The sequence below is a fragment of the Dactylosporangium maewongense genome (assembly GCF_039531485.1).
Classification (GTDB): domain Bacteria; phylum Actinomycetota; class Actinomycetes; order Mycobacteriales; family Micromonosporaceae; genus Dactylosporangium; species Dactylosporangium maewongense.
Genome location: NZ_BAAAQD010000012.1, coordinates 1 through 21,933, shown reverse-complemented (window position 1 = coordinate 21,933; position 21,933 = coordinate 1). Strand labels below are relative to the sequence as shown.

Genomic DNA, 21,933 nt, shown 5'->3' with positions numbered 1-21,933 from the left:
ACAATGCCACCGCTCGAGCCCGCAACTCGGGCGGGCACGTCCGCTGAGCTGTCGTCACAACAGTAATCGTGTTCGAAGTGGCGTCCCTGATAGTGGTGTAACGCGGTTGGCGTGATCGGTGGACGGCCTCATCGGGGGCTGGACACGGGCGCGGTCGTCGCGTGATCTTTCGAGTGAACCTCTCACAGCACTCTCGAAAGGGACCGTCACGATGACCGCACCTCACATCATCGACCCTGCCGGCCTGCTCGGCCAAGCACTGGGCGACGCGTCGCCGGATCTGATGCGGCACCTGCTGTCCACGGTGATCAACGCGCTGTTGTCGAGTGGCGGCATCCCGGAACCTGTCCGGCAGGTGCAACCACCGGCACAAGCTACCCATCCGAAGCGGGCGATGGCCTGTGCGACAAGTTTTGGCACGGGTGTGAGCTGCTGTTTGTGATGCTGGCACAGGATGGCGGACGTGTTCGTTCGACGGCTGTACCTGAGCGCAGTGCGAGTTCTCGGATGGCTGCCGCAGGACGCCCGCGGTGAGTCCGCGACGCTCGCTGAGCTGCTGGTGCTGCGGCGCCAGGTCGATCGGGAAGGGCGGGTCGGGCCTCGTCGAGCGCCTGCGCAATGTCCGGCTCGGGCAGTGCTGCCATGTCGCCGAACCCGACGCTTGGTGAGGACCCGGATGACCGCACGGACTTCTTGCTGATCGTCCATTGTGGACGTCGTTTGGTCCGATCGGGCTGAATCGCAGACTCCTTTACCCGGGTTCCGCAGTTCGTAGTGTCGCGGCTTCCTGAAGACTGACCCCCAGTGGGATTCGCTGAGGGCATCATCGTGGCCCGCGGGCGAACGCCTACGCCGAACGGTGGGTGCGCATGGTGCGCCGTGAGTGCCTGGACGGATCCTGATCTGCAACCCGCGGCTTCTGCTCACCACCCTGGCGGCATACGTCGCGCATGACAACGAACACCGACCAGCCCGGGGACGCGACCAGCGTCCTCCAGCGCTCGAGACATTACCCGCACCGGTCACCGATCTCGCCACGGTCCGGGTCCGACGACGGAAAGTCCTCAATGGACTGGTCAACGACTATTCTCAGGCAGCGTAGCCAAACCGGGTTTCCGAACGGTATTTGGCTGTTCAATCCCGAGAGATATTCATTGATGGACGGCAATTGAAAAACTCGCAGACATCTTGTCCCGGAGTTGTGGCTCAGGTATCGTGGGCGGTCAACGGAGACGGGAAGGTCCTGCTGAATCGTGTATTCGCACCTGCATCCGGCCACGGAGCGCCCAAGTTACGCCGGCTATCTCCGAATTCCGGAGCTCATGTCGCTGCAGCATCCGCTCGCTCCGCCGGACGACCCCAGGACGTTCCGTGCGGAGCACTTCTTCATTGTCGTACATCAATGCAGCGAGTTACTGTTGCGACAGGTAATCCTTGAGCTCGACGCCGCGGTCGACTGCCTGGCCATGACGGACGGCGACGTCGAGGACTGGCTCGAGAGCGTGGGCCGGGCTAGCGACTGCATGGTGACACTGCGTCAGCAGGCCGAGCTCCTCGGGCGACTGCCGGTCGAGTGCTTCGCCGCGTTCCGGCAGCGGCTCGGCACGGCGAGCGGCGCCCAGTCCGCGCACTTCCACCGGCTGCGGACGATCCTCGGCCTGAACGGCGACGGGCCGGGCCCGCTCTTCGATGGCTACCTGCGGCTGCTCGACCGTTCCGGTCGCGACCTGGCCGAGCTGGTCGCCGGGGGGCTGCGCGGCGACCCAATGTTTCGGATGTCCCAGGCCCTCGCCGAGCTAGCACAGGGAGTCTGGAACTGGCAGACGACCCACCTCCACGTCGTCACCCGGATGACCGGTAGCCGCTCGGGCACGGGCGGCACCACCGGCCTCGAATACCTGACGAGCCGGCTGCGCACGCCGTTCCCGCAGCTGTGGGCGGCCCGCGCCGAAGCGCACGCCGGCCAGGCAGCCCAGACCCGCAGCCACGGCCAGATCCGCGGCAATGCCGAGACCCGCAGCAGCCACGCCGAGACCCACGGGGTGTCAGTTGCTTAGCCGGACCGACTTCACCGGTACGACCGCCGTCCTGTCCCTGCTGTCCGGCGCCATCACGACTCAGGTCGTCTCGGTCGGCGTCGGCCTCGGGCTGCCCGACCTCGTGGCCGAGCGCCCCCGAAGCGCTGAGGACCTCGCGCGGGACACCGGCGTCGACCTGCCCAACCTGCTGCGTATCGTGCGGGCCTGGGCGGCGTTCGGCCTGCTCGCCATCGACGACGCTGGCGAGCTGCGGCAGACGCCATTGACCCCGCTGCTGCGCCGGGACACGCCGGGCTCGCTCCACCACCGGTCGCTGCAGCTCGGCCACCCCGACCTGTTCCGGGTCTTCGAAGGGCTCGGCACCGCGCTGCTCGACGGCGGTTGCGCGTTCGAGGCGGCGCACAAGCGCACGATGTACGAGTTCTTCGGCGACCGTCCGCCGCTCGGGGAGCTGTTCGTGCGCGACCTGTCCGCCAACTCCGTCGGCATCGGCGACGAGCTCGCCCGCGCGTACGCCTTCTCGGGCGTGTCCTCCGTCGTCGACATCGGCGGCGGCGACGGCCGGATGCTGACCCGGCTGCTGCGCGCCTGGCCGCACCTGCGCGGCGCCGTCTTAGAGCGGGCCGAGGTGCGGCCGGCGGTGGAGCGGCTCCTCGACGCGGAAGGTGTGGCGGACCGGTGCGCGGTCGTCACCGGCGACTTCTTCGCGGGCGTCCCGGCCGGGCACGACATGTACCTGCTGAAGTACGTTCTGCAGGACTGGGGCGACGCGGAGGCGACCGCGCTGCTGAGGTCGTGCCGGGCGGCGATGGGCGACGGGAGCCGCCTGCTGATCCTCGAGCAGATCGTCCCAGACCGGCCCACGGCGACGCCCCGCGCACAGTCGGCGGTTCTCGACGACCTGCTGGTGTTCTCGTTCACCGGCGGCGGCAACCGCACCATGAGCGAGTTGGCGGCACTCGTTCACGGCTCGGGCCTGGCGATCCGCGAGCCCGCGACCCGGCTGCCGCAGGTCGACGTCGTCGAGTGCGTTCCCACGTGAACGTTCAGTAGTAGCGGATCTCGGCGTCTTCGAGCCGCCGGATCGCCTCCACGACGACGTCCTCGCCTCCGCCCAGGTACGCCCGCAGGAACGGCACGCCGGCGTCGGTGCCGTCGATCGTGATCGACGCGTGCGAGAACAGCAGCCCGGCGCGGTCCAGCAGGTCGCGGCGCCAGGCGTCGACGCCGTCCGGCCGGGTGCGGAACGCGGGCGGTACTGCGACCAGGAAGTACGGCGTCGCGGTCCCGGTGGCGGTGAGCTCCCGCGGCCAGCCCAGCCCGACCAGCGATTTGGCCCACAGGGACCGGTGGTGGCCGAAAGCGGCGCGCTGCCCGGCGAGGTAGCGGGCGCACGCGGGGTCGCCCAGCCAGCGCGCGATCGCCCACTGCCGCCGCGCCCCGCGTGGGAAGGCCCACTGGATGGTGTGCCGTGCGATGGCGCGCAACGTCTCGGGGTGGGCCATGACGCTGCCGATGCCCCAGTCGTTGCAGGCGAACACCTTGCCGAACGACTCCACGCGGCACCACCGGCGCCGTGCCCGCTCCGGCGCGTCGGCGCGTACGAAGTACCCGAGCAGGGTCGCCGGCGCGGAGACCTCGTCGGCGTCGTTGGTCACGACCCGGCGGTAGGCGTCGTCGAGCAGGATTCCCGCGCCGCGGGCGGTGGCGGCCTCGAACAGCGTCGCCAGCACGCTCTCCGGCCAGGTCGCGCCGGTCGGGTTGTGCTGGGTGTTCACCACGACCAGCGCGAGCCGTCGGCCGGGGTCGGCGTCGATCCCGGCCAGCGCATGCTCGATGTCGGCGGGGTCGGGGATCCAGGCGTGTTCGGCGCGCAAGGGCCAGTACGCCATCTCGTAGCCGAGCGGCTCGAAGACGCCGGCGTAGTCCCACGTCGGGTAGGCGCACAACACCGCCGGGGTCCGGCCGTCGCCGTCGGCGTCGAGCAGGTGCCGGGCGAAGTCGCCCATGATGCCGCGGGTGCCGGTGCCGGAGGTGAGATGCAGGTCGAAGTCCGCACCGGGGCTCGCGTGCCGGTCCAGTCGCTCGGACCGCACGGTGTCCGCCGCGATCGACTGGCGCGCCTCGGGCAGGCCGGCCGGCGTCCGGCTGTATCCTGCGAGGTGCTGCGGCGCCTGCTGTTCGTACGCCGCCAGCCCGGCCGGCAGCGCCCCACCGAGCAGGTAGGGGTCGCCGATCGACATTGGCAGCGGTGGCAGGGCGTGCCCGGACCGCAGGTAGCGGTCGAGCATCCGCGCGTCATCGGTGGTGTCGACGTCGGGATCGGCCATCAGGCCGGCGAGAGGCGGCAACCGCAGCATCCGCACCATGATAGCAGACATATATAAATGTCGATGCATGACCCGCGCTGACCCGACTTTCCCGGATGTCGGAGACGGCGAGCCTGCCGAAGGGCTGCACGTGGAAGACGGTGAACGCCACAATGCTCGCCACCGCTGTGGCCAGCCCGAGCCTGTGGGGCTCGTAAATCAGACTCGGCTACGCTGCCTGCGAGTATTCGTTGATCAGGCCGCCGGGGATCGGACGCCGTTGGACCCGGGCGGCGGTGAGGTCGACGACCTGCGATGGTGGGTTCGGTGGTCGCTGGCCGAGCGATCGGTGTGGCCGGTGGCCGTTGTAGTGCTCGGTATATTCGGTCAGGACCCTGGTCAGGTGTCGTTCGCCAGCGATGAACATCCGGTCGGTGCACTCGCGTCTGGTCGGTGGGTGGCGGCGCCGCGTATCAGGGCGTGCCGCGGAACGCGTCGACTCCGTTGCGCCATGTGGTGTCGACATCGGCGTGGGGTGGGAATCGATGGTTCAGCTCGAGGATGGCCATCCCGTGCGCGAAGGCCCAGATGGCCCGCGCTCGTTCGAGATCGCCGCCTGTTGCGTTGACCAGCGGCATCGCGGCTGCCTCCTCGACGCCGGGAGTGATCAGGTCGCGACGTAGGGGCCTTTCGGTCATCAGCCGGTACAGGTTCGGCTGGCGGCAGGCGAAGTCGCGGTACGCGGCGGTGAGGGAGGCGATCGGATCGTCGGACCGTTCGACGGCCCGGGTGAACAGTTCGGCTTGTTCCTCGAAGCCCACTGAGATCAGCGCGGCCTCCAGCGCCTGCTTGTCGCGGACGTGTTCGTAGATCGACGAGGCGCGGATCCCGAGGTGGGCGCCGAGGCGACGCATCGACAGTGCGTCAGGGCCTTCCCGCTCGAGAAGCTCGCGCGCGGTCCGCACAATCTCCCGGGCCCGCGGAGTGAGCTGACTCAGCGCCTGGGACGTCATCGGCCGTCCATGGTCCAAGGCCCGAACATTTCGGAGCCAACCAATTCGAGGCCAACACGTGGAGCGCAGCCGGGATCTGTGAGCTTCCATCCTCAACAAGCTCGGACTGAGCCTCGCCGCGCTGTCCTTCGGAAGCAGACCGCCGGCGCTCGCGCGGCCCTGATCGCCGACGGCGCGGTCACGCCCCTGACCACGGCGGCGAAGTACGGGTTGAGCAGGTCGGCACGAGCAGCCCGACGTTGCCGGTGCACCCGGTGCTCAGCGCGCGCAACCCGGTTGGGGTGGTAGCCGCGATCGCCAGCCGCCTGCTCGATCCGCCGGCGGGTGCCGGTCGGCAGCAGGTCGGAGCCGGCCAGTGCCCGGCTCACCGTCGACGTCGAGACAACCGACCGCCCGGGCGATGTCCTTGATCGTTACCGCCATCACGTACCCCTGGAAGGGGTCCGGGCGGGCGGTCGCGGGGCGCCGGACCCGCGGCCGCCCGGCCCGGACGATCAGGCGACGGTGACCCTGAGGATCCGGTCGGAACCGTTGCTGGCGCCGCCGTTGTTGTCGCAGTTGGTGGTGCTGAGCCAGAAGGCGTCGGCGCCGGGGATTTTGGTGACGGTGCGGAGGCGGCCGTAGGTGCCGACGTAGTAGGCGCTGGGGGTGCCGGTGGATTCGCCGGTGAGGATGGGGATGCGCCAGAGACGTTCGCCGCGCAGGGCGCCCATGTAGACGACGTCGCGGACGATGGCGATGCCGCTGGGTGAGGCCTGGTCGACGGACCACTGCCGTTTGGGGTTTTCCATGCCGGCGGTGCTGCAGGTGCCTTCGCAGGTGGGCCAGCCGTAGTTGAGGCCGGGTTTGATCAGGTTGAGTTCGTCGAACATGGAGTTGCCGAACTCGGCTTCCCAGAGCCGGCCTTGGGAATCCCAGGCGATGCCTTGTGGGTTGCGGTGGCCGTAGCTGTAGATGAGGGTGCCGAACGGGTTGCCGGGGGCTGGGGTGCCGTCGGTCTTCATCCGCAGGATCTTGCCGTTGAGGGAGTTCTTGTTTTGGGCGTTGCTGCCTGTTTGGGCGTCGCCGGTGGTGGCGTAGAGGTATCCGTCGGGGCCGAAGGCGAGCCGGCCGCCGTTGTGGTAGCGGTTTTTGGCGATTCCGGTGACCAGGGTGGTGTATCCGGTGAGGGTGCTGCCGTTGTAGGTCATGCGGGCGATGCGGTTGCCTTCGGAGGCGGTGTGCATGAAGTAGACGAAGTGGTTGGTGGCCCAGTTGGGGTCGAAGGCGACGCCGAGCAGTCCGCCTTCGCCGTTGGTGGTGACGACGTTGGGGACGGTGCCGACCAGGGTCTTGCTGCCGCCGGTGGTGTTGAGTTTGTACACCCGGAACTGTCCGGCGGCGACTTTGTCGTCGCGTTCGGTGATCAGCGCGGACTGGCCGTCGGGGGCGAAGTAGGTGCCCCAGGGGATGGTCCAGCCGGTCGAGTAGGTGGAGATGGCTGAGGGCACGCCGCCGCTGCAGGAGGCGGTGGTGAAGGTGACGGTGTTGCTCTGGGTCGAGACGTTGCCGGCGAGGTCGCGGGCGACGACGTTGAGTGTGTAGGGCGTGTTGCAGGCCAGGCTGGTGACGGTGGTGGTGGTTGCGGGTGGGGTGCCGTTGACCGAGGTGACTGTGGTGGTGCCGGCTCGGATGTCGTAGGCGACGACGCCGACGTTGTCGCTGGAGGCGCCCCACGCCAGTGAGACGCTGCCGGTGGTCACCTTGGAGAAGGTGAGGTTGGTGGGCGCGGTCGGGGCCTGGGTGTCGCTGCTGGGCAGTGTGGTGCAGATGGCCTGGGCGCTGGACAGTGACACGTTGCCGGCGGCGTCGCGGGCGAAGACGGACAGCCGGTATTCGGTGTTGGGGGTGAGCCCGGTCAGGGTCTTGCCGGTGCCGGTGGACTGGGCCAGGAGGTTGCCGTCGTGGTAGATGTCGTAGCCGGTGACGGCGACGTTGTCGGTGGAGGCGCCCCAGGTCAGGTCGAGGCTGTTCTCGGTGATGTTCGCGCAGCTGGGCTGGCCGGGTGTGCTCGGGGCGGTGGAGTCGGTCTGGCCGGTGACGCGTAGCCGGTCGAGGTTCGGTCCGCCGTTGGTGGTGGTGGCGGTGGCCCGGACGGTGTTGGTGCCGGCGTTGAGTGCGACCGAGATGCTCTGATCGGCCCAGGTGTCCCAGTTGGTGGTGGCGCCGAAGGTCAGGTCCAAGGCGGCGGAGTTGCCGTTGACGGTGATGTCCATCGGTCGGTTGATGGTGGTGCCGTTGGCGTAGCGGAAGCTCAGTTGCGCGGTTCCGGCTGCTGCCGCGCTGACCTGGAACTCGACGTAACTGCCGGCGATGTTGGTGTAGTCGACGAAGCCGGTGCCGGTGTAGCCGGTGTGGTTGGTGGCGACCGTGCCTTGGGAGATGGTGGCTGTTTCGGCTTGGTAGTCGGTGAATGCTGCGGCGACGCTGAAGTCGACGTAGTCGAGGTTGGGGTTGCCCAGCGCGGTGGTTGCGGTGATCCGGATTTTGTTGGTTCCGGCGTTGACGTTGGTGGTGACGGTTTTGTCGGCCCAGGTGTCCCAGTTGGTGGTTGGGTCGAACGCGGCGGCTGCGGCGACGGTGGTGCCGTTGACGCTGATGTCGGCGGGGCGGTTGCCGGTGCTGCCGTTGGAGTAGCGGATGACGAAGGTGCCGGGGCCGGCGTTGGCTGCGGCGACGGTGCATTCGAGGTAGTTGCCGACGGCGTTGTCACCGTTGGCGAATCCGGTGCCGCTGTAGTTGGCGTGGTTCGTGTCCACGGTGCCGGCCGACATCGTGCAGGCCTCCGCCTCATACCGGGTCGACGCGGCGCCGGCGGCCGTCGCGATCACCATCGGTAGCAAGAGCAGGAGTCCGGCGGCGGCCGCCAGTCTGGTTCTTCTCATCGATCCTCCATCGAGGAAGAGCTCAGCGGATGCTGAGGTAGTCGACATTCGGTCCACCGTTGGCGGTGGTGGCTGTTGCGCGGACGGTGTTGGTGCCGGCGGTCACCGGTACCGTCACGGTCACGTCCTGCCAGGTGTCCCAGCTCGCGGTGGGGTTGAAGGCGACGCCGGCGGCGACGACGGTGCCGTTGACGGCGATGTCCATCGGCCGGTTGGCGGTCGTGCCGTTGGCGACGCGGAAGGTGAGCGTCGCGGTGCCTGCCGCGGGTGCGGTCACCGACCACTGGACGTAGCTGCCGGCGACGTTGGTGTAGTCGACGAAGCCGGTGCCCGAGTAGCCGGTGTGGTTGGTCGCGACCGTGCCCTGCGAGATCGTGGCCTTCTCCGCCTCGTACCGCACGAGCCCGGCCGGCGTCGTCACGCTGGCCGCGTTACTCATCCCGGAGTTGTTGCCCGCACCGTCGTGCGCCCGGACGGTGTAGGTGTAGGTGGTCCCCGGGGCCACGGTCGTGTCGGTGGCCGTCGTGCCGCTCACCGTGGTGAGCGGGCTTGCGTCGCGAAAGACGTCGTAGCCGGTGACCCCGGTGTTGTCCGTCGACGCGTCCCAGACCAGGCCGACCGCGCCCGCGGCGACCGAGGTGCTGCGCAGGTTGCCCGGCACGCTCGGCGGCTCGGTGTCGGGGCCGCCGCTACCGCCGGCCGGCACCGTCTGGGTCGCCACGTTCCAACCCGAGACCCGCACCGACGGGGCCGCGCCGGCCAGGTCGCTCGTGCGGTACTTCGCCGTCAGCGTCTTCGACTCGCCCGGCCACAGGCTGATCTCGTTGTCGTTCCACTGGATCGGCAGCACCGGCTTCCCGGCCGCGCCGACCACGTGCGCGTCGACGTAGAACGCCGGCGTCTTGCCCGTCGAGGTGTTGCGCAGCGTGACGGTGGTCGTCGTGACGCCGCCCGCCTCTGTCGACGACGCGGTCGCCGACACCGGCACCTGCGCCATGCCCGACAGGCCCTTGAGGTTGGCGTAGCTGGTCGTCGGCGCGTAATACCAGTCGTTGTTCGCCCAGTCGACCGTGTCCGCCGCGGTCGACAGCCAGTAGACGTTGCGGCTGACCTCGGCGCCCGACGAGTCGAGCAGCACCAGCCTGGCGAGGTAGGTGCTGGCGATGCCGCTGATCGAGGACGGCACGGTCAGCGCCGTGGCCCGCCCGCCGTCGCCCGGCACCGTCAGCGACGCCGACGTCTGGGCGAACACCTCGGTGCCGTCGGGGTTGTACAGGTTCACCTTGGCGGTCAGGCCGCTCGCCGAGCCGTGCCGCTGGTTGACCACGACGACCGAGCGGTTGTCGTAGGACCACTGCACGTGCAGCGGCTCGTTGGCCTTCTTGGCGCCGTAGTACGCGCCGTTCTGGTCCAGGTAGTAGTCGAACAGCTGCCAGTGCAGCGAGGTCCAACCGCTGTTGAGCATCCAGTAGATGACGCCGTCGGCCGGGTTCGACGAGTCGGTGAAGTTGCGCCGGTAGGACTCAAACTGCGCCCGGACGTTCTCGTACTGCGCCAGCTGCGCCTTGCGTACGTAGTCGTCCAGGCCGGCCGGCGTCCCGTAGCGGCCGGTGATGGCGTTGTCGAAGATCTTCAAGTTGTTGAAGGTGCTCGACGGCGAGCGGTGGTACTGCGTCGCGTTCGGGCTCTGCCACAGCGTGTTCAGCTCGCTCGTGGACATCATCCGCTTGAGCGTGTCCATGGTCGGCACGTCCGGCCCGGCGCTGGTCTCGCCGTTGAAGCCCCAGGCACCGCCGCTGTCCGAGTGCGCCTTGTCGTACCAGTAGTTCGGCGGGATCCAGTCGTACGGCCCGGTCATCTTCATCCCCGACGGGCCGGTCAGCGGCGCCGAGCGGTCCGCCGCCGCGGCGATGACCGGGGTCGACCAGTCGGCCGCACTCAGCGCGTCCATGTAGTTCTTCTCGATGGTCGCGTCGGGCGCGAAGTCGCTGCCGATGAGGAACGAGATGACGCTCGGGTGGTCGCGCAGCCGGGCGGCCTCGGCGGCCATCGACGCCTTCGCGATCGGGTAGTCGGCCGACGTCCAGGCGTCGCCCGGCTCGCCGCCGTTGACCTGGCCCTCCCACTTGTCGCAGCACTCCCAGCCGGGCAGCGTGAGGATGCCGTACTGGTCGGTCAGGTCGAAGAACTCGCTCGCCTCGATGTGTCCCTCGAGGCGGATCGTGTTGAGCCCGAGGTCGAGCGCGTAGCGCAGCTTGTCCTCGACGTAGCCGGGATTCCACCGCAGGAACAGGTCCGGCGACCAGCCGCCGCCGCGGATCTGCAGCGGGCGTCCGTTGATGGTGTACCGCCGGTGCCCGCTGGCGTCCAGCGGCGCCTTCACGTCACGCACTCCGAACCGCTCGTACGCGGCGTCGCCGGCCGTTCCGCCGACCGATGCGGTCAGGTGCAGGTCGTACAGCGGCTGCCCACCCATGCCGGCCGGCCACCAGACCTGCGGATTGGCCAGCGTCACCTGGCCGAAGGTGACCGTCTTCGTCTCGTGCGCGGCCAGGCTCACCGACTGCGACAGGGCGTTGCCGGCGACGGTGCCGGAGACCGTCGCGGTGACCGCGACGGCGGAGTCGTTGCGCACGTCAGCCTTCGCGGTCAGCGTCGCGCTGTCCAGCGCCGGCGTGCTGAGCCTCGTCACCACGTGCGCGTTGCGCAGCGCCACCGTGCCGGACCGGCGCAGCGTCACATCGCGGACGATGCCCATGTTCTTGTCCGGCGGTGTCTGCACCCAGTCGATCCACCCCATGGTGAGGTCGCGGTTGGGATCGTTCGGGTACACCTTGATGGCGACGCTGTTGACGCCGCTGTGGACGATCGCGGTCAGGTCCAGCTCATGGTCGGTGTAGGCGCCGGCGATCGTGGCGCTCGTGGCGACCTGGGTGCCGTTGACCCAGACGTCGGCCTTGGACAGCACGCCGGTCACGTCGACGAACGTGTGCAGCCCGGCCTCGGAGCCGAGCGTGAAGTCCGCGCGGTACCACCACGGCACGGTGAAGTCCGCGGTGGGGATCGACTTCATGTTGGTGGAGTAGAACGGGTCGGGGTACACGTTGTTCTGCAGCAGGCCGGCGAGCACGGTCGAGCGGTCCGACACCGCGTACCAGCCCGAGGCCGCATACCCGGGCTGCGAGATGGTGCCGCCGGTGTCGCTGGTCCGGCCGGACGACTGGACGGCGAAGCCGGGGATCGCGGTCGACTCGCCGGGCGCGGCGGAGACCTGGACGGCGGCCCTCGGTGCGGCCGCCGCCGGGTGGGCCACGGCCGGTGCCGCGCCGTTGCCGGCCAGCGCGACCGCCGTGGCCGCCGCGACGAGCAGGCGCAACGGGGAACAGGTTCGGGTTTTGAGCAGCATGACGCCTCCCGGGTGATGGACGGGCGGGCCGGGGCGGGTGAACTGTTAAAGAGTCTTACTATTTAATGGCTCTCGATGCTAGGCGCGTGGCTCAGGCGCGGTCAAGACGCGCAATGTTGTTGAAGGCTGTGGGTTGACCTCGGTTCGTGTGCGGTCCTAACATCGATTTTTATCTGTCAGTAAGGTTGCCTGACAGTTGCATCTCAGTCAGGGAGGGAGCCAATGGGCAAACGCAGACAGCGGGCCATGCTCGCGATGCTCGGCATCGCGGGGCTCGGGCTCGGTGTCCTGATCCCCGCCGCACCGGCGAGCGCCGCCGCGACCCGCTACGAGGCGGAGAGCGCGACGATCTCGCAGGGCGTGGTGGAGTCGAACCACCTGAACTTCTCCGGTACCGGCTTCGTGAACAACGACAACGCCGTCGGCAGCTACACGCAGTGGACGGTCAACGCCGCCAGTGCAGGCTCGGCCACGATCACGATCCGCTACTCCAACGGCACCACCGCCAGCCGGCCCGCCGACATCGCGGTGAACGGCACCGTGGTCGCCGCCGCGTCGGCGTTCAACAGCACCACCAACTGGGACACCTGGGCCAACAAGACGATCACGGCGCCGGTGAACGCGGGCGCCAACACCATCCGCGTCACGTCCACCACGGCCAACGGCCCGGCGAACCTGGACTACCTGGACTTCGAGGTCGCCGCGTCGACGTTCACGGACTATCAGGCCGAGAACGCGACGCTGAACCAGGCCGCGGTCGCGACCAACCACACCGGCTACACCGGCACGGGGTTCGTCGACTACACCAACGTGGCCGGCGCGTACGTCGAGTGGACAGTCAGCGCGTCGGCGGCCGGCAGCGTGGACTTCACCATCCGCTACGCCAACGGCACGACGGTCAACCGGCCGATGACCATCGCCGTCAACGGCACGACCGTCGCCTCCAGCCAGGCGTTCAACGGCACCGGCACCTGGGACACCTGGGCGGACCAGAGCTTCACGGCGACGTTCAACGCCGGCACCAACACGATCCGTGCGATGGCGACGACGAGCAACGGCGGCCCGAACGTGGACCGGCTGCGCTTCGGCGCCTCCGGCGGTGGTGGCGGCGGCGCGCCGACCGCGGCCGACCTGCTGGCCAAGGTGAACACGTGCAACCAGATCTCCAACGGCAAGTACAAGACGGACGAGGACGTGTCGAGCGCGACCATCGCCGTGTGCCAGAAGACGGGCGCGGTGTTCTGGAAGGCCGACATGGACATCGACTGCGACGGCGTGCGCACCACACAGTGCAACGAGAGCACGGACTGCTGCTTCCAGGCGGACACCTTCTGCCACACGTCGGGCGACAGCCCGCTGAACGCGGCGCAGCTGCCGTACGTCGTGGTCCCCAGCCCCAGCTCGACCTGGAACTACACCAACTACCAGATCGGCTGCGGCACGGTCGTCGCCGTCATCTACAACAACCAGGTGCTCTACGCCGTGGTCGGTGACACCGGGCCCACGGCAATCATCGGGGAATCGTCCTATGCGACCGCCAATTCGCTGGGTATCAACCCCGACCCGAGCAACGGCGGCACCGACTCCGGCGTGACCTACATCGTGTTTCAGGGCTCGCAGCGGGTTTCCCCGATCGAGAACCACAACAACGCGGTGACGCTCGGCCAGAACCTCGCTCGTACCTTCGTCGACAACAACTGATTCTGGGTGGATGGGGAAACCCTGCCGGCGGGTGCGCCCGCCGGCAGGGTCGGTTCACGTGTGCAGCCGGGCGATCGCCGACCGCGCGACCGCGGCGGCCGTGTCCCGCAGGCGATCCGTGCCCGGCGATCCGGCCGCGGCCGAGGTCACCTTGAGCCGCACGCCAAGCTGCGTGCGGCCGTCGAGCGCCCACAGCTGGTAGGTGCGCGCCGTGCCGTCGCCGATCTGGTAGCCGAACGCGCTCGAGCCGACGCCGGTGATGTCCGCCGCGCCCGCGGGCGCGTTCGCCCGCGCGTCGGCGAAGCGCCGGGACGCGCCCGTGACATCGACACCCACGAGGGCCGTGACGTCCGCGGCGATCTGCAGGCCGTCGCCGGTGAAGGGCCGATCGCAGGTGTACGCCGTGTAGTCCGACTTGTCGGTGTGGTCCCCGGCGGCCGGCTGTGTCGCGGCCGTGCCCAGGCCGGCGACCAGCCCGAAGTCGACGGCGGCGCACAGGTCGAGCGTCCCGTTCGGCGCGCCTTGTGAGCCGGCCGTGCCTGTGCCGGTGGGGCCGGTCGTGACCGTCGCCCCGGGCCCGCCCGCCGTGGACGGGCCGGATGCCCCCGCCGTCGCCGTGGCGGTCGCCGTCCGCGTGGCGGCGGCCGAGCCGGGCGCGGAGGTGTTCGCGGCCTCGTTGCGCCCGGCCGGCGTGCCGCCGCCGAGTGCCGCGACGGCCAGCACCACCAGGGCTACGACCACCGCCGCGATCCCGGCGATGGTCCACCATGCCGTCTTGCCGAGCCGCCGTTGCGGGACAGTCGCGCCATCCATCGGCGCAGTATCGCAGAACCGCACCGTTCTGTTGAGTATCATCGATATTGCGGCGATGACCGGCGGCCCTGATGATTCAGCCGCCGTTGACCGGGCGGAACTGTGGTACGACCGTCTTGACGCGTGCGGCGGCCACGGTGGTGGCCTTGACGGTGTCGAACACGGTGCGGCGAGCACGGCGTGTGCCTCGCCGGCCTGGTGCGTCGCGCCGTAGTCACCGAGTTCCTGTCCGGCGTCAGCCGGCGCGGTTGAGGCGCATCACGGCGCTGGCCCAGGACCCGATGCGCAGGGCCGGGTGCCGGGCGCGCAACCGGTCGATGACCTGGTAGACGCCGCGGGTGTGGTCGATCCACAGCCAGTCCTGGGCGTCGCCGCGTCCGGGCCAGCCGGCCTGGCTGAAGCCGCGGTTCATGTCCCACTTGAGGTGGTCCACGTGGTTGCCGGTGACGAGCCGGTCGAGCCAGTCGAGGGCCCAGTCGCGCACGTCGGCGCGGGCATAGTTGAGCACGAGCTGGCGGCGCAGCTCGTCGCGGCGACGGTGCGGGAAGTGCAGGACCCAGTCCGGGTGGGCGCGGTACAGCTCGCTGTCGGGGTTGACCATCTCCGGCTCGACCCAGACGCCGAACCGCATGCCGAGCCGGTGGACCTGCCCGGCGACGGCGGCCAGCCCGCCGGGGAAGCGGCCGGGGTTGGGCCACCAGTCGCCGAGGCCGGAGTGGTCGCCGGTGCGGGTGCTGAACCAGCCGTCGTCGATGACGAACAGCTCCACGCCGAGGTCCGCGGCGCGGCGGGCGAGGTCGAGCTGTGCGGCCTCGTCGACGTCGAACTCGACGGCTTCCCACGAGTTGTACAGCACGGGCCGGTCCTCGCCGGGGTGGCGCAGCACGTGGGTGCGGGCGTGCCGGTGCCAGCCGCGGCTGGCCGCGCCGAAACCGCCGCCGGTGTAGAGGCCGAGGATCGGTGGCGTGGTCAGCTCGGCGCCGGGGTCGAGGGGCCAACCGAGGCCATCGTGGCCGAACCCGGCGCTGACGGCGGCGCGGCCCTGGAACTGGCGGTGGTCGGTGAGGCGCCAGGAGCCGCTCCACGCGAGCGCCACGCTCCACACCGGCCCGTGCGCCTCGGTGGCGGTGCCGTCGTCGATCATCATCCAGGGGTTGGCGTGGTGCGCGGTGATGCTGGTGCGGCTGGTGAGGCGGGTACTCCCCGTCGGCCAGCCGCCCGCGCCGCAGCTGGCCCTCGGCGTAGTAGCCGCCGCTGACGACGCTGTAGCGGTAGTCGTCGAGCTGGGGGACGAGCCAGTTGCCGGAGTCGGCGCGGATGATCCGCAGCGGCTCGCCGCTGCCGGCGGTGTGCCGGAGCGTGACCCAGCGCTCGATGACCTCGGAGTCCTCGCGGACGCGGTGGTGCAGGACGACCTGGAGCGGGAAGTGCGTGTCGGCGAGCACCAGGTCGAGCCGGTGTGCGCCGGGCTCGGCGGCGACCACGTCGTCGACGAGCTTCAGCTCGAGGGAGCGGACGCCGCCGGGAAAGGCGATCTGCAGCGACGGCGGCCCCCCAGCGCAGGCCACCCTCGACCAGCAGTGGCTCCTGGCTCTCCAGCGGCAGCTCGTACGGCGGCACGGCGGCGGCCTCGCCGAGGCGGGATCCGTCGCCGGGGGAGAGCCGGGCCGCCAGTGCAGCTGCACGAGGCGTCCGTCGGCGGCGGCGGCGAGCACGTGGCTGCCGCCGGTGATGGGCGAGGGCGAGCTCGGCGCCGGGCGGGCCGGGGCGGTCATGCGCGCGGTGCGGCGGTCGAGCGGCGGACGACGACCTCGGTTTGCAGCAGGATCGGTGGTGGTGTCCCGCCGTCGATGATGTCGAGCAGCGTGGTGACCGCGGCGGCACCGATTGCGTCGGTGTCCTGCCGGACCGTGGTCAGCCGCGGCGTGGCGCTGGCAACGGTGCGCCCGCCGCGCCGAGGTGGCGGGCGGCGGCGGGTGGCGTCAGTGCCAGCGTGGGCGCCGCGCCGTACGCGGCCACGTTCACCGCAGCGAGCCCGTCAACCGTCATGCCAACGCAGCGGCGCAGCGCGCGACGCGGCGCGTGGTTGCGCTTCGCTCGTGCTGGACGGGACGGCAGGAAACGCGCCAACTCCGAACCCCTGATCTGCCGGTCCGTCCGTCATGGTGCGGGCCGCTGTCAGCAGTTCCACCAACGGGGCGTGACCCGTAACGGGTCCGTCAACCATTCCCTCACACCGTCGGTCCCGGAAGGAGCACCGCAATGGTCACAACCTCCCGAATCCCTTGAACGTCCACAGTGGAGGAACATGGCTGCCGGCCACCCCGACACCTCCGGTCGCATCCCTGACGGGCGACTGAACCTCCGCGCCACTCAGCGCGACACCACGCCGGCTGAGCCAACCCCGCCGACCGACAGCAGCGACACGGACACGGACAACCCGCACCGCGACACCCCCGGCCACCCACAAGCGCGCGGCACCCCTGCCAATGGCGCGGCGTTGCTGCTAGACCTCGCCACCGAAACCGAAGACGAGATCCAACCCCCTCGCCGCCGAGGCCGGACCCATGAGCGAAGACTGACGCGCTACCCTCGCCCGGCTTGCTGCGCCTCAATCGGAGCGGCCAACGCGCCGCGTGACCGGTAGCCCGCACCGATGACCGGACTTGCCCATGCTGGCAGGCGTTTCAAGCACGGGCAACCCGGACGTCAGTTCGCCACCCCCACCTGATCGACGACGGCAGAACACCGAAATCCCCGCTGGTGGCGGGTGGCGGATCACCCGCACACCACGTGAACGCTCGCGGGCGCGCGAGACGCGTCCGCACGGATGGCCCACTACATCCGCCACCCGTTGAAAACCTTCACCAGCGTGCCCCCACGCACCTGATCGCCGCGGGCTGGGGATCGCCGGTGGGTGCGTGTCCACGTCAATGTGGGCACGCACTTGTGGGCGGCTGTCAGGGTCCGGTTTGGACGGGCACCGGCCCGCTGAGTGCCGCGTCGAGCAGAACCCGGTTACCCAGCGGCACGTCCAGGTGCACGGTGATTGTTGCCGGGCGCCCGATGGCCAGGCACACACCGTTGTCGCCTGGCGGCTTCGGCGTGGCGATTACCGCGACCACGACCTCGGTGCCCGTCTCGTGGATAGCGCCGGTTTCGGTGACGTTGCATCCGGCGAGATAGTGCAGGGTCAGATCCTGGCCGGTGACGGTCACTGAGTCCACTGCGGTCATGCCTTCCGCGGGTGGCAGGCTGGGGGCGGGCAATATCGTGATGGCAGACGGCGCCACCGCGATCCGGATCACGGGCACGGTCAGCTCAGTGACGGTGAATTGCCATGCCGGTACGTCGATTTGACCACGCGAGGTGCGCAGCACCGCCGTGCCCAGGACCGCGTCGGTGATGGTGAGCGTGCAGCCGCGGTTGGCGCAGGGGCCATCGCCGCGGTCTACCGCCGCGTAGGCCTGCGCCGCTGACACGACAGGCACGGTGAGCCTGCCGCCGTCAGGAAAGTCGATCTCGTATTGCCCCGGCTGGATGCTGGGCAGTGTCCCAGCTAGACGGTAGTGCCCATCGCTGAGCGCGGCTTTCGCTTTCTGGGCCAGATCTGACTGATCACCGTCCACATAGATCGATGCGCTGGCCGCTGGAACCCGGGTCAGTTCCTGCGACGGCAGCGCCACCAGCCCCGTGCGCCACGCGGCGTCGGCGCCCGAGGCCTGCCAGGCGGCGATCACCTGCTGGCTGCGCTCCTGGAAGGTCGGCGTGAGCTGCTGGGCTGGCGGCATGGACTGCGGCGCGGACCGCACCAGCTGCGCGGTCATGGCGGTCACCGCCAGCGTCACCACAGCTGCGGTGCAGACCGCCACGGCGCGCCGCCGGCGTGCGCGATGGCGGATGGCTTTCATCGGCGGGTCCACCGCAGCGCGCGGCGGCATCGGCATGCCCTCGCGCAGCAGCTCTGCCAGGTGAGTTTCGTTCACGGCGATGCCTCCTCGGATGCCGGGGTGACGAGCGAAACGAGTTCGGGCCTCGCCCTTAGCCTGTCCAGGGCACGTGCCGTGTAGGACTTCACCGTCCCCACGCTGATGCCCATCGCCTGCGCCGTCTGAGCCTCGGTCAGATCGGCGTGAAAACGCAGCATCAGCACGGCCCGCTGCCGCCGGGGCAGGCTGGCCAGCATCTCTGCCAGCGAGATGCGCAGGTCCGAGCCGCTATACGGGTCGCCTGACGGGTGCTCAGGCAGAACATCGAAGGCCACCTCGCCCCGCCACCTACGGCGCCACCAGTTCAGATATGTGGTGACCATCATCCGGCGCAGGTAAGCCTGCGGAGCATCGTCGCGGACCCGCTTCCACCGGCCGTAAACGCGGGCCAGCACGGTCTGCACCAGATCCTCGGCCCGGTGCCAGTCGCCAGTGAGCAGCCACGCTGAGCGCAGCAGCCCCGGCCACGCGGCGCGGACAAACTCCTCAAAATCGTCCACTCGCCACCTCCTTCAGCCCGTCAACAGGCCGGTGCGCACAAATGGTTGCCAGTACCCCTACAGACTCAAAGGCATCGACCTGACCCTGCGGTTCCTGGCCGACAAGCGGCAACAAGCCACTTGCCTGAGTCAGGTCCCGGCGCCATCGAGCTCGGCATGCCCAGCATCTGCCCGCTCGCGCGATAGCGGACACCAACGGCCGGCCGGGTCTTCAGTTTGGGATTGGTCGCAGACTTCCGTCAGCCGGTAAGCACCGTACTGGCCAGGACAACGTGGACGCGGTGCCGCCGAGGATGCTCAGCAGGGTGCTGCGGCGCCACAAATGCAGGCCGATGGTGGCGGCCAAAGCCAGCAGCACGGCGAGCAACCGGTGGGGCGGAGCTTGGGGCAGGTCGCGCAGGCAGTAGGCGGCGAGGATGACCATGACCCCGGCCGGCATGACGGTGCTGAGGTAGGTAATCGTGCGGCTGGCGCGCAGCCGGGCCAGCGCGGCGAACGGCAGAGCCCGGAGGGCCCAGGTGACGGCCGCGGATATGCCGACCTCGGCATGGCCCGGCGCTGCGGTTCGTGGTGTAGGGACCACATGTCTGGCGGCCGCGTGCTGTACCTGTCGGACAAGGAGGCACAGGTCTAGCGGCGGGTGGTGCAAGCGGCAGCGTGCTCGGTCAGCCACTGCAGTGCGGTCGCGATCGAGCCCGCGTCCTCGTCCACACCACATCCGGTGCACCGCTTGGTGAGGTACCCGGAGAGGTTCATCTCGATCCACGCCTGCGCTCCACCGGTGGTCGTAACGATGTCCGACACGATCTCCCGATACTCGTACCTGCCGTCATCGTGCCGCCGGCCGCGGGCCATTTCTGTGCCAAAGTCGGTGTCGAACAGTAGAACCACTCGATCAATAGCCCACCACCCCGTCATGCCGTCTGGCGCGTGCCGGTGCTGGTCGTCAGCCGCCACGACGTCCACCTCGCGGTTTGCCCGGTGCTGCTGCAGTTGACGACGCGGTCCCACGCAACGGGCCCCGACCGGTCCGGCCGGGGCCCGTTCGATCCTGTCCGATGTCTGCGTACGTCTCCGTCTACGGCTGGCCGACGAAGGTGACCTGCACCGTGGCGGAGCGGGCGGTGGCGCTGGTCGGGTAGGGCGCGAACGTCACGGTGCCGGTGCCGTAGCAGGGCAGCACCAGCGTGGTCGGGATCTTCGCGCTGACCGCCCACGTCCGCAGGACGATCGGGCTGGTGGTGCTGGACGCGGGGCCGAAGCTCACCAGCACCGAATTGGCGGCGCTGCCCGTGTAGCCGGCCTGGCTGGTGGTCGGGCCGGTCACCGGGAGCACCTTGACGGTCTGGCCGTCCATCGGATGGCCGGTCTGTCCGATGTGCACCGGGCCGAAGCAGGCCATCCTGATGGTGGCGTTGGGGGTCTGGTCGTTGACCAGACCGACGAAGGGGTTGTTGGGCGCGATCGGGGCCGGGTCGACGACACCGCCGGCGAACGCTGGCACCGGTGCGGCAAGGAGGGCGCCGGCCGCGGCCAGTGACACACACCAGGAGCGCAGCTTGCGAGACACGATTCCTCCGGAGGGGGAGCGGAAGCCTGGCGGGGCATCCGTTGGAAGGGTAGTCAAGAAGGTAGAACGCTAATCGTCAATGATCAATGTTCGATTGTCTCTTCCGACATGAGCCTCGTTGCAGTTGACCGCGAAGGGTCGCGTCGCGTTGGGCCGGCCGCCGGCAGAGACGATCCGGGCGCTGTGGCGCTCCTGGGTCGGTAAGGCGGTCATCGACGAGCTGAGCCGGGTCGAGCACATCAAGGGCCAGCGCACCGCCAACACGCTGACGTCGGCGAAGACCCGCCGGCGGGCGGTTGCTGCGGCGCTGTCCGGCTGTCCGGTCGACGAGTGGGTGGCGATCGACGGCCTGTTCGACAGGATGCGCCGCGGCGGGTTGTCGCCGACGGCGGCGCGCAGCGAACGGGCGTTGTGGCGGTTGTACCTCACCGATCGGGAGTACGGCAGTCTGGGCTACGCCGGGTTCGCGGACTGGCCGGTCCTAGAGGGCCGCTACACCCTGGTGGTGCTGTTCGAGTACGCCGGCACGCTTGGCCTGTTCGACCTGGACTACACCGACCCGGCCGGCGCCCGGGACGACTTCCGCGGCAACTGGGGCACCGACGAGCTGGAGTATCTCAGCCGCTACGACGGGCTGCGGGCGGTGCGCCTCAACGCCCTGGGCGCCTACACCTTGGGCCTGACCGGCCGCTACCAGGCGCCTACGGCGGATGCGGCGGTGGCCGGGGCGCTGAAGGTGCTGCCCAACCTCGACATCGTTGTCACCGGCGAGCTGCCGCCGGCCGACCGGCTGATGCTCGACGCGTATGCGCAACGCACCGCGGACCGAGTCTGGGCACTGCGCCGTGCGACCCTGCTGGCCATGCTGGCCATGCTGGACGCCGGCCACCACCTCGATCAGCTACGCGAGTTCCTGACCGCCCGTGCCACCCATGAGCTACCCAATCCGGTGACCACCCTGCTGGCTGACGTCGAGGCCCGCGCCGGGCGACTCCGCAACCTTGGTGTGGTCCGCCTGGTGGAGTGCGCCGATCCGGCGCTGGCGACCCTGATCGCGGGTGACCGGCGGCTGCGCGGCCTGTGCCAGCGGGTCGGTGACCGGCTCCTGGCCGTGGCCGTCGACCGGGAGCCGGAGTTCCGCAAGGCGCTGCGGGCGCTGGGCCACATCCTGCCGGGCGACACCCCGGCCTGACCGTCGCCCGAGCGCACCGAACCCGCCACCACGGCGCAACCGCCGGTTAGGGATGGCGATGGCCGCCGGGAATTCGGGCGGTAGGAAGCTGCCGCCGCAGGTTCCTGGAACTGGTCAAGCCCAAGGCGTCGCGAAATCAGCGATCGGGATCTCGAGCCGCCCCGCGAGGCACCCGCGGCGATACCCCGGAAGGTTTATTGTCATCGATGGATACATGCATCAGTCTATCCAGGAGCGTCGATCACGAGTCGGCGTCCGGAGGTGGAGGAGTCTGCGTGAACCCATCCACGTTCCGCCGCGGCGGGGTCCCGGTGCTGATCGCTGCGACGACCGTGCTCGCCCTGCTCGGTGTGCCGCCGTCATCCGCCGTTGCCGCGCCTGCCGTACCTGCTGAGCCGGCGGGGACCGTCCAGGCCGTCGCCGCTCGGCTCGCCGGGCAGCTCGCGGTGTCGCTGCGCGACTCGGGCCAGCGGGATC

Annotated in this window: 20 protein-coding genes and 3 pseudogenes; 6 read left to right on the top strand and 17 right to left on the bottom strand. The window is 69.6% G+C overall.

The features are described 5' to 3' along the window. Window positions 1-211 precede the first annotated feature (211 nt). The 3 genes and pseudogenes from ABD332_RS60130 to ABD332_RS28405 form a co-directional block, all read left to right on the top strand. Window positions 212-361 (top strand): annotated as a pseudogene (locus tag ABD332_RS60130) (IS256 family transposase); the annotation flags it as partial. Between the two features lie 892 nt (window positions 362-1,253). Then, a complete protein-coding gene (locus ABD332_RS28410; protein WP_344505293.1) occupies window positions 1,254-2,057 on the top strand; it encodes a tryptophan 2,3-dioxygenase family protein in 804 nt (267 codons plus the stop codon). Then, on the top strand, window positions 2,050-3,081 hold the full coding sequence (locus ABD332_RS28405) for a methyltransferase (protein WP_344505291.1): 1,032 nt from the start codon (window positions 2,050-2,052) through the stop codon (window positions 3,079-3,081). Before ABD332_RS28410 ends, ABD332_RS28405 begins: the two co-directional genes overlap by 8 nt. Before the next feature lie 4 nt (window positions 3,082-3,085). Here the strand turns inward: ABD332_RS28405 and ABD332_RS28400 are convergent, their stop codons facing one another. The 6 genes from ABD332_RS28400 to ABD332_RS28380 all read right to left on the bottom strand — a co-directional run bounded on the left by ABD332_RS28400 (window position 3,086) and on the right by ABD332_RS28380 (window position 11,691). Beyond that, a complete protein-coding gene (locus ABD332_RS28400) occupies window positions 3,086-4,399 on the bottom strand; it encodes a pyridoxal phosphate-dependent aminotransferase (protein ID WP_344505289.1) in 1,314 nt (437 codons plus the stop codon). A 178-nt stretch (window positions 4,400-4,577) separates the two neighbouring features. After that, window positions 4,578-4,874 carry an integrase core domain-containing protein gene (locus ABD332_RS28395; RefSeq protein ID WP_344505287.1) on the bottom strand — a complete coding sequence of 99 codons (297 nt, stop codon included), beginning with the start codon at window positions 4,872-4,874 and terminating at the stop codon, window positions 4,578-4,580. Further along, window positions 4,822-5,361, bottom strand: a complete 540-nt coding sequence (locus ABD332_RS28390) for a TetR/AcrR family transcriptional regulator (protein ID WP_344505285.1) — start codon at window positions 5,359-5,361, stop codon at window positions 4,822-4,824. Before ABD332_RS28390 ends, ABD332_RS28395 begins: the two co-directional genes overlap by 53 nt. A 92-nt stretch (window positions 5,362-5,453) precedes the next feature. Next, window positions 5,454-5,729, bottom strand: coding sequence for a hypothetical protein (locus tag ABD332_RS60125; protein WP_425552301.1), 276 nt, complete (start codon window positions 5,727-5,729; stop codon window positions 5,454-5,456). Between the two features lie 126 nt (window positions 5,730-5,855). Beyond that, window positions 5,856-8,285, bottom strand: coding sequence for a PQQ-dependent sugar dehydrogenase (locus ABD332_RS28385; RefSeq protein WP_344505282.1), 2,430 nt, complete (start codon window positions 8,283-8,285; stop codon window positions 5,856-5,858). A 22-nt stretch (window positions 8,286-8,307) separates the two neighbouring features. Then, window positions 8,308-11,691: a glycosyl hydrolase 2 galactose-binding domain-containing protein gene (locus tag ABD332_RS28380; protein WP_344505280.1), complete on the bottom strand. Its 3,384-nt coding sequence runs from the start codon at window positions 11,689-11,691 to the stop codon at window positions 8,308-8,310. Between the two features lie 222 nt (window positions 11,692-11,913). Between ABD332_RS28380 and ABD332_RS28375 the strand changes: the two genes are divergently transcribed. Then, window positions 11,914-13,392, top strand: a complete 1,479-nt coding sequence (locus tag ABD332_RS28375; RefSeq protein WP_344505278.1) for a glycoside hydrolase family 75 protein — start codon at window positions 11,914-11,916, stop codon at window positions 13,390-13,392. Window positions 13,393-13,446: 54 nt separating this feature from the next. Here ABD332_RS28375 and ABD332_RS28370 read toward each other — a convergent pair whose 3' ends face one another. The 11 genes and pseudogenes from ABD332_RS28370 to ABD332_RS28325 all read right to left on the bottom strand — a co-directional run bounded on the left by ABD332_RS28370 (window position 13,447) and on the right by ABD332_RS28325 (window position 20,264). Further along, a complete protein-coding gene (locus ABD332_RS28370) occupies window positions 13,447-14,205 on the bottom strand; it encodes a hypothetical protein (protein WP_344505276.1) in 759 nt (252 codons plus the stop codon). A gap of 235 nt (window positions 14,206-14,440) precedes the next feature. Then, a complete protein-coding gene (locus ABD332_RS28365; protein ID WP_344505697.1) occupies window positions 14,441-15,163 on the bottom strand; it encodes an alpha-galactosidase in 723 nt (240 codons plus the stop codon). A gap of 42 nt (window positions 15,164-15,205) precedes the next feature. Further along, a pseudogene (locus tag ABD332_RS28360) lies at window positions 15,206-15,400 on the bottom strand (glycoside hydrolase family 36 N-terminal domain-containing protein); the annotation flags it as partial. A 25-nt stretch (window positions 15,401-15,425) separates the two neighbouring features. Further along, window positions 15,426-15,980 (bottom strand): annotated as a pseudogene (locus tag ABD332_RS60120) (glycoside hydrolase family 36 N-terminal domain-containing protein); the annotation flags it as partial. Beyond that, window positions 15,977-16,093 carry a hypothetical protein gene (locus ABD332_RS28355; protein WP_344505696.1) on the bottom strand — a complete coding sequence of 39 codons (117 nt, stop codon included), beginning with the start codon at window positions 16,091-16,093 and terminating at the stop codon, window positions 15,977-15,979. The gene ABD332_RS28355 and the pseudogene ABD332_RS60120, both read right to left, overlap by 4 nt. A 26-nt stretch (window positions 16,094-16,119) precedes the next feature. Continuing rightward, window positions 16,120-16,254, bottom strand: a complete 135-nt coding sequence (locus tag ABD332_RS28350) for a hypothetical protein (RefSeq protein ID WP_344505274.1) — start codon at window positions 16,252-16,254, stop codon at window positions 16,120-16,122. A 911-nt stretch (window positions 16,255-17,165) separates the two neighbouring features. Further along, a complete protein-coding gene (locus ABD332_RS28345) occupies window positions 17,166-18,191 on the bottom strand; it encodes a hypothetical protein (RefSeq protein WP_344505272.1) in 1,026 nt (341 codons plus the stop codon). Then, complete coding sequence (locus ABD332_RS28340) at window positions 18,188-18,694, bottom strand: SigE family RNA polymerase sigma factor (RefSeq protein WP_344505270.1); 507 nt, start codon at window positions 18,692-18,694, stop codon at window positions 18,188-18,190. Before ABD332_RS28340 ends, ABD332_RS28345 begins: the two co-directional genes overlap by 4 nt. Window positions 18,695-18,905: 211 nt before the next feature. After that, window positions 18,906-19,412 (bottom strand): branched-chain amino acid transporter permease, encoded by a 507-nt coding sequence (locus tag ABD332_RS28335; RefSeq protein WP_344505268.1) that lies wholly within the window; start codon window positions 19,410-19,412, stop codon window positions 18,906-18,908. Continuing rightward, window positions 19,325-19,651, bottom strand: a complete 327-nt coding sequence (locus ABD332_RS28330; protein ID WP_344505266.1) for a hypothetical protein — start codon at window positions 19,649-19,651, stop codon at window positions 19,325-19,327. Before ABD332_RS28330 ends, ABD332_RS28335 begins: the two co-directional genes overlap by 88 nt. Before the next feature lie 121 nt (window positions 19,652-19,772). Then, window positions 19,773-20,264: a hypothetical protein gene (locus ABD332_RS28325; protein WP_344505265.1), complete on the bottom strand. Its 492-nt coding sequence runs from the start codon at window positions 20,262-20,264 to the stop codon at window positions 19,773-19,775. A gap of 124 nt (window positions 20,265-20,388) precedes the next feature. On the opposite strand from ABD332_RS28325, the gene ABD332_RS28320 reads away from it, so the two are divergent. Then, on the top strand, window positions 20,389-21,456 hold the full coding sequence (locus tag ABD332_RS28320; RefSeq protein WP_344505262.1) for a helicase-associated domain-containing protein: 1,068 nt from the start codon (window positions 20,389-20,391) through the stop codon (window positions 21,454-21,456). A 275-nt stretch (window positions 21,457-21,731) separates the two neighbouring features. After that, window positions 21,732-21,933, top strand: a 202-nt coding sequence (locus ABD332_RS28315) for a hypothetical protein (RefSeq protein WP_344505260.1), incomplete at its 3' end; no start/stop codon positions are given.

Coding starts and splice junctions, on each gene's coding strand:
- ABD332_RS28395 (WP_344505287.1), bottom strand. CDS start 4,874: ATGTCGACACCACATGGCGCAACGGAGTCGACGCGTTCCGCGGCACGC.
- ABD332_RS28350 (WP_344505274.1), bottom strand. CDS start 16,254: ATGACGGTTGACGGGCTCGCTGCGGTGAACGTGGCCGCGTACGGCGCG.
- ABD332_RS28335 (WP_344505268.1), bottom strand. CDS start 19,412: ATGTGGTGTGGACGAGGACGCGGGCTCGATCGCGACCGCACTGCAGTG.
- ABD332_RS28370 (WP_344505276.1), bottom strand. CDS start 14,205: ATGGATGGCGCGACTGTCCCGCAACGGCGGCTCGGCAAGACGGCATGG.
- ABD332_RS28385 (WP_344505282.1), bottom strand. CDS start 8,285: ATGAGAAGAACCAGACTGGCGGCCGCCGCCGGACTCCTGCTCTTGCTA.
- ABD332_RS28400 (WP_344505289.1), bottom strand. CDS start 4,399: ATGCTGCGGTTGCCGCCTCTCGCCGGCCTGATGGCCGATCCCGACGTC.
- ABD332_RS28380 (WP_344505280.1), bottom strand. CDS start 11,691: ATGCTGCTCAAAACCCGAACCTGTTCCCCGTTGCGCCTGCTCGTCGCG.
- ABD332_RS28375 (WP_344505278.1), top strand. CDS start 11,914: ATGGGCAAACGCAGACAGCGGGCCATGCTCGCGATGCTCGGCATCGCG.
- ABD332_RS28390 (WP_344505285.1), bottom strand. CDS start 5,361: ATGACGTCCCAGGCGCTGAGTCAGCTCACTCCGCGGGCCCGGGAGATT.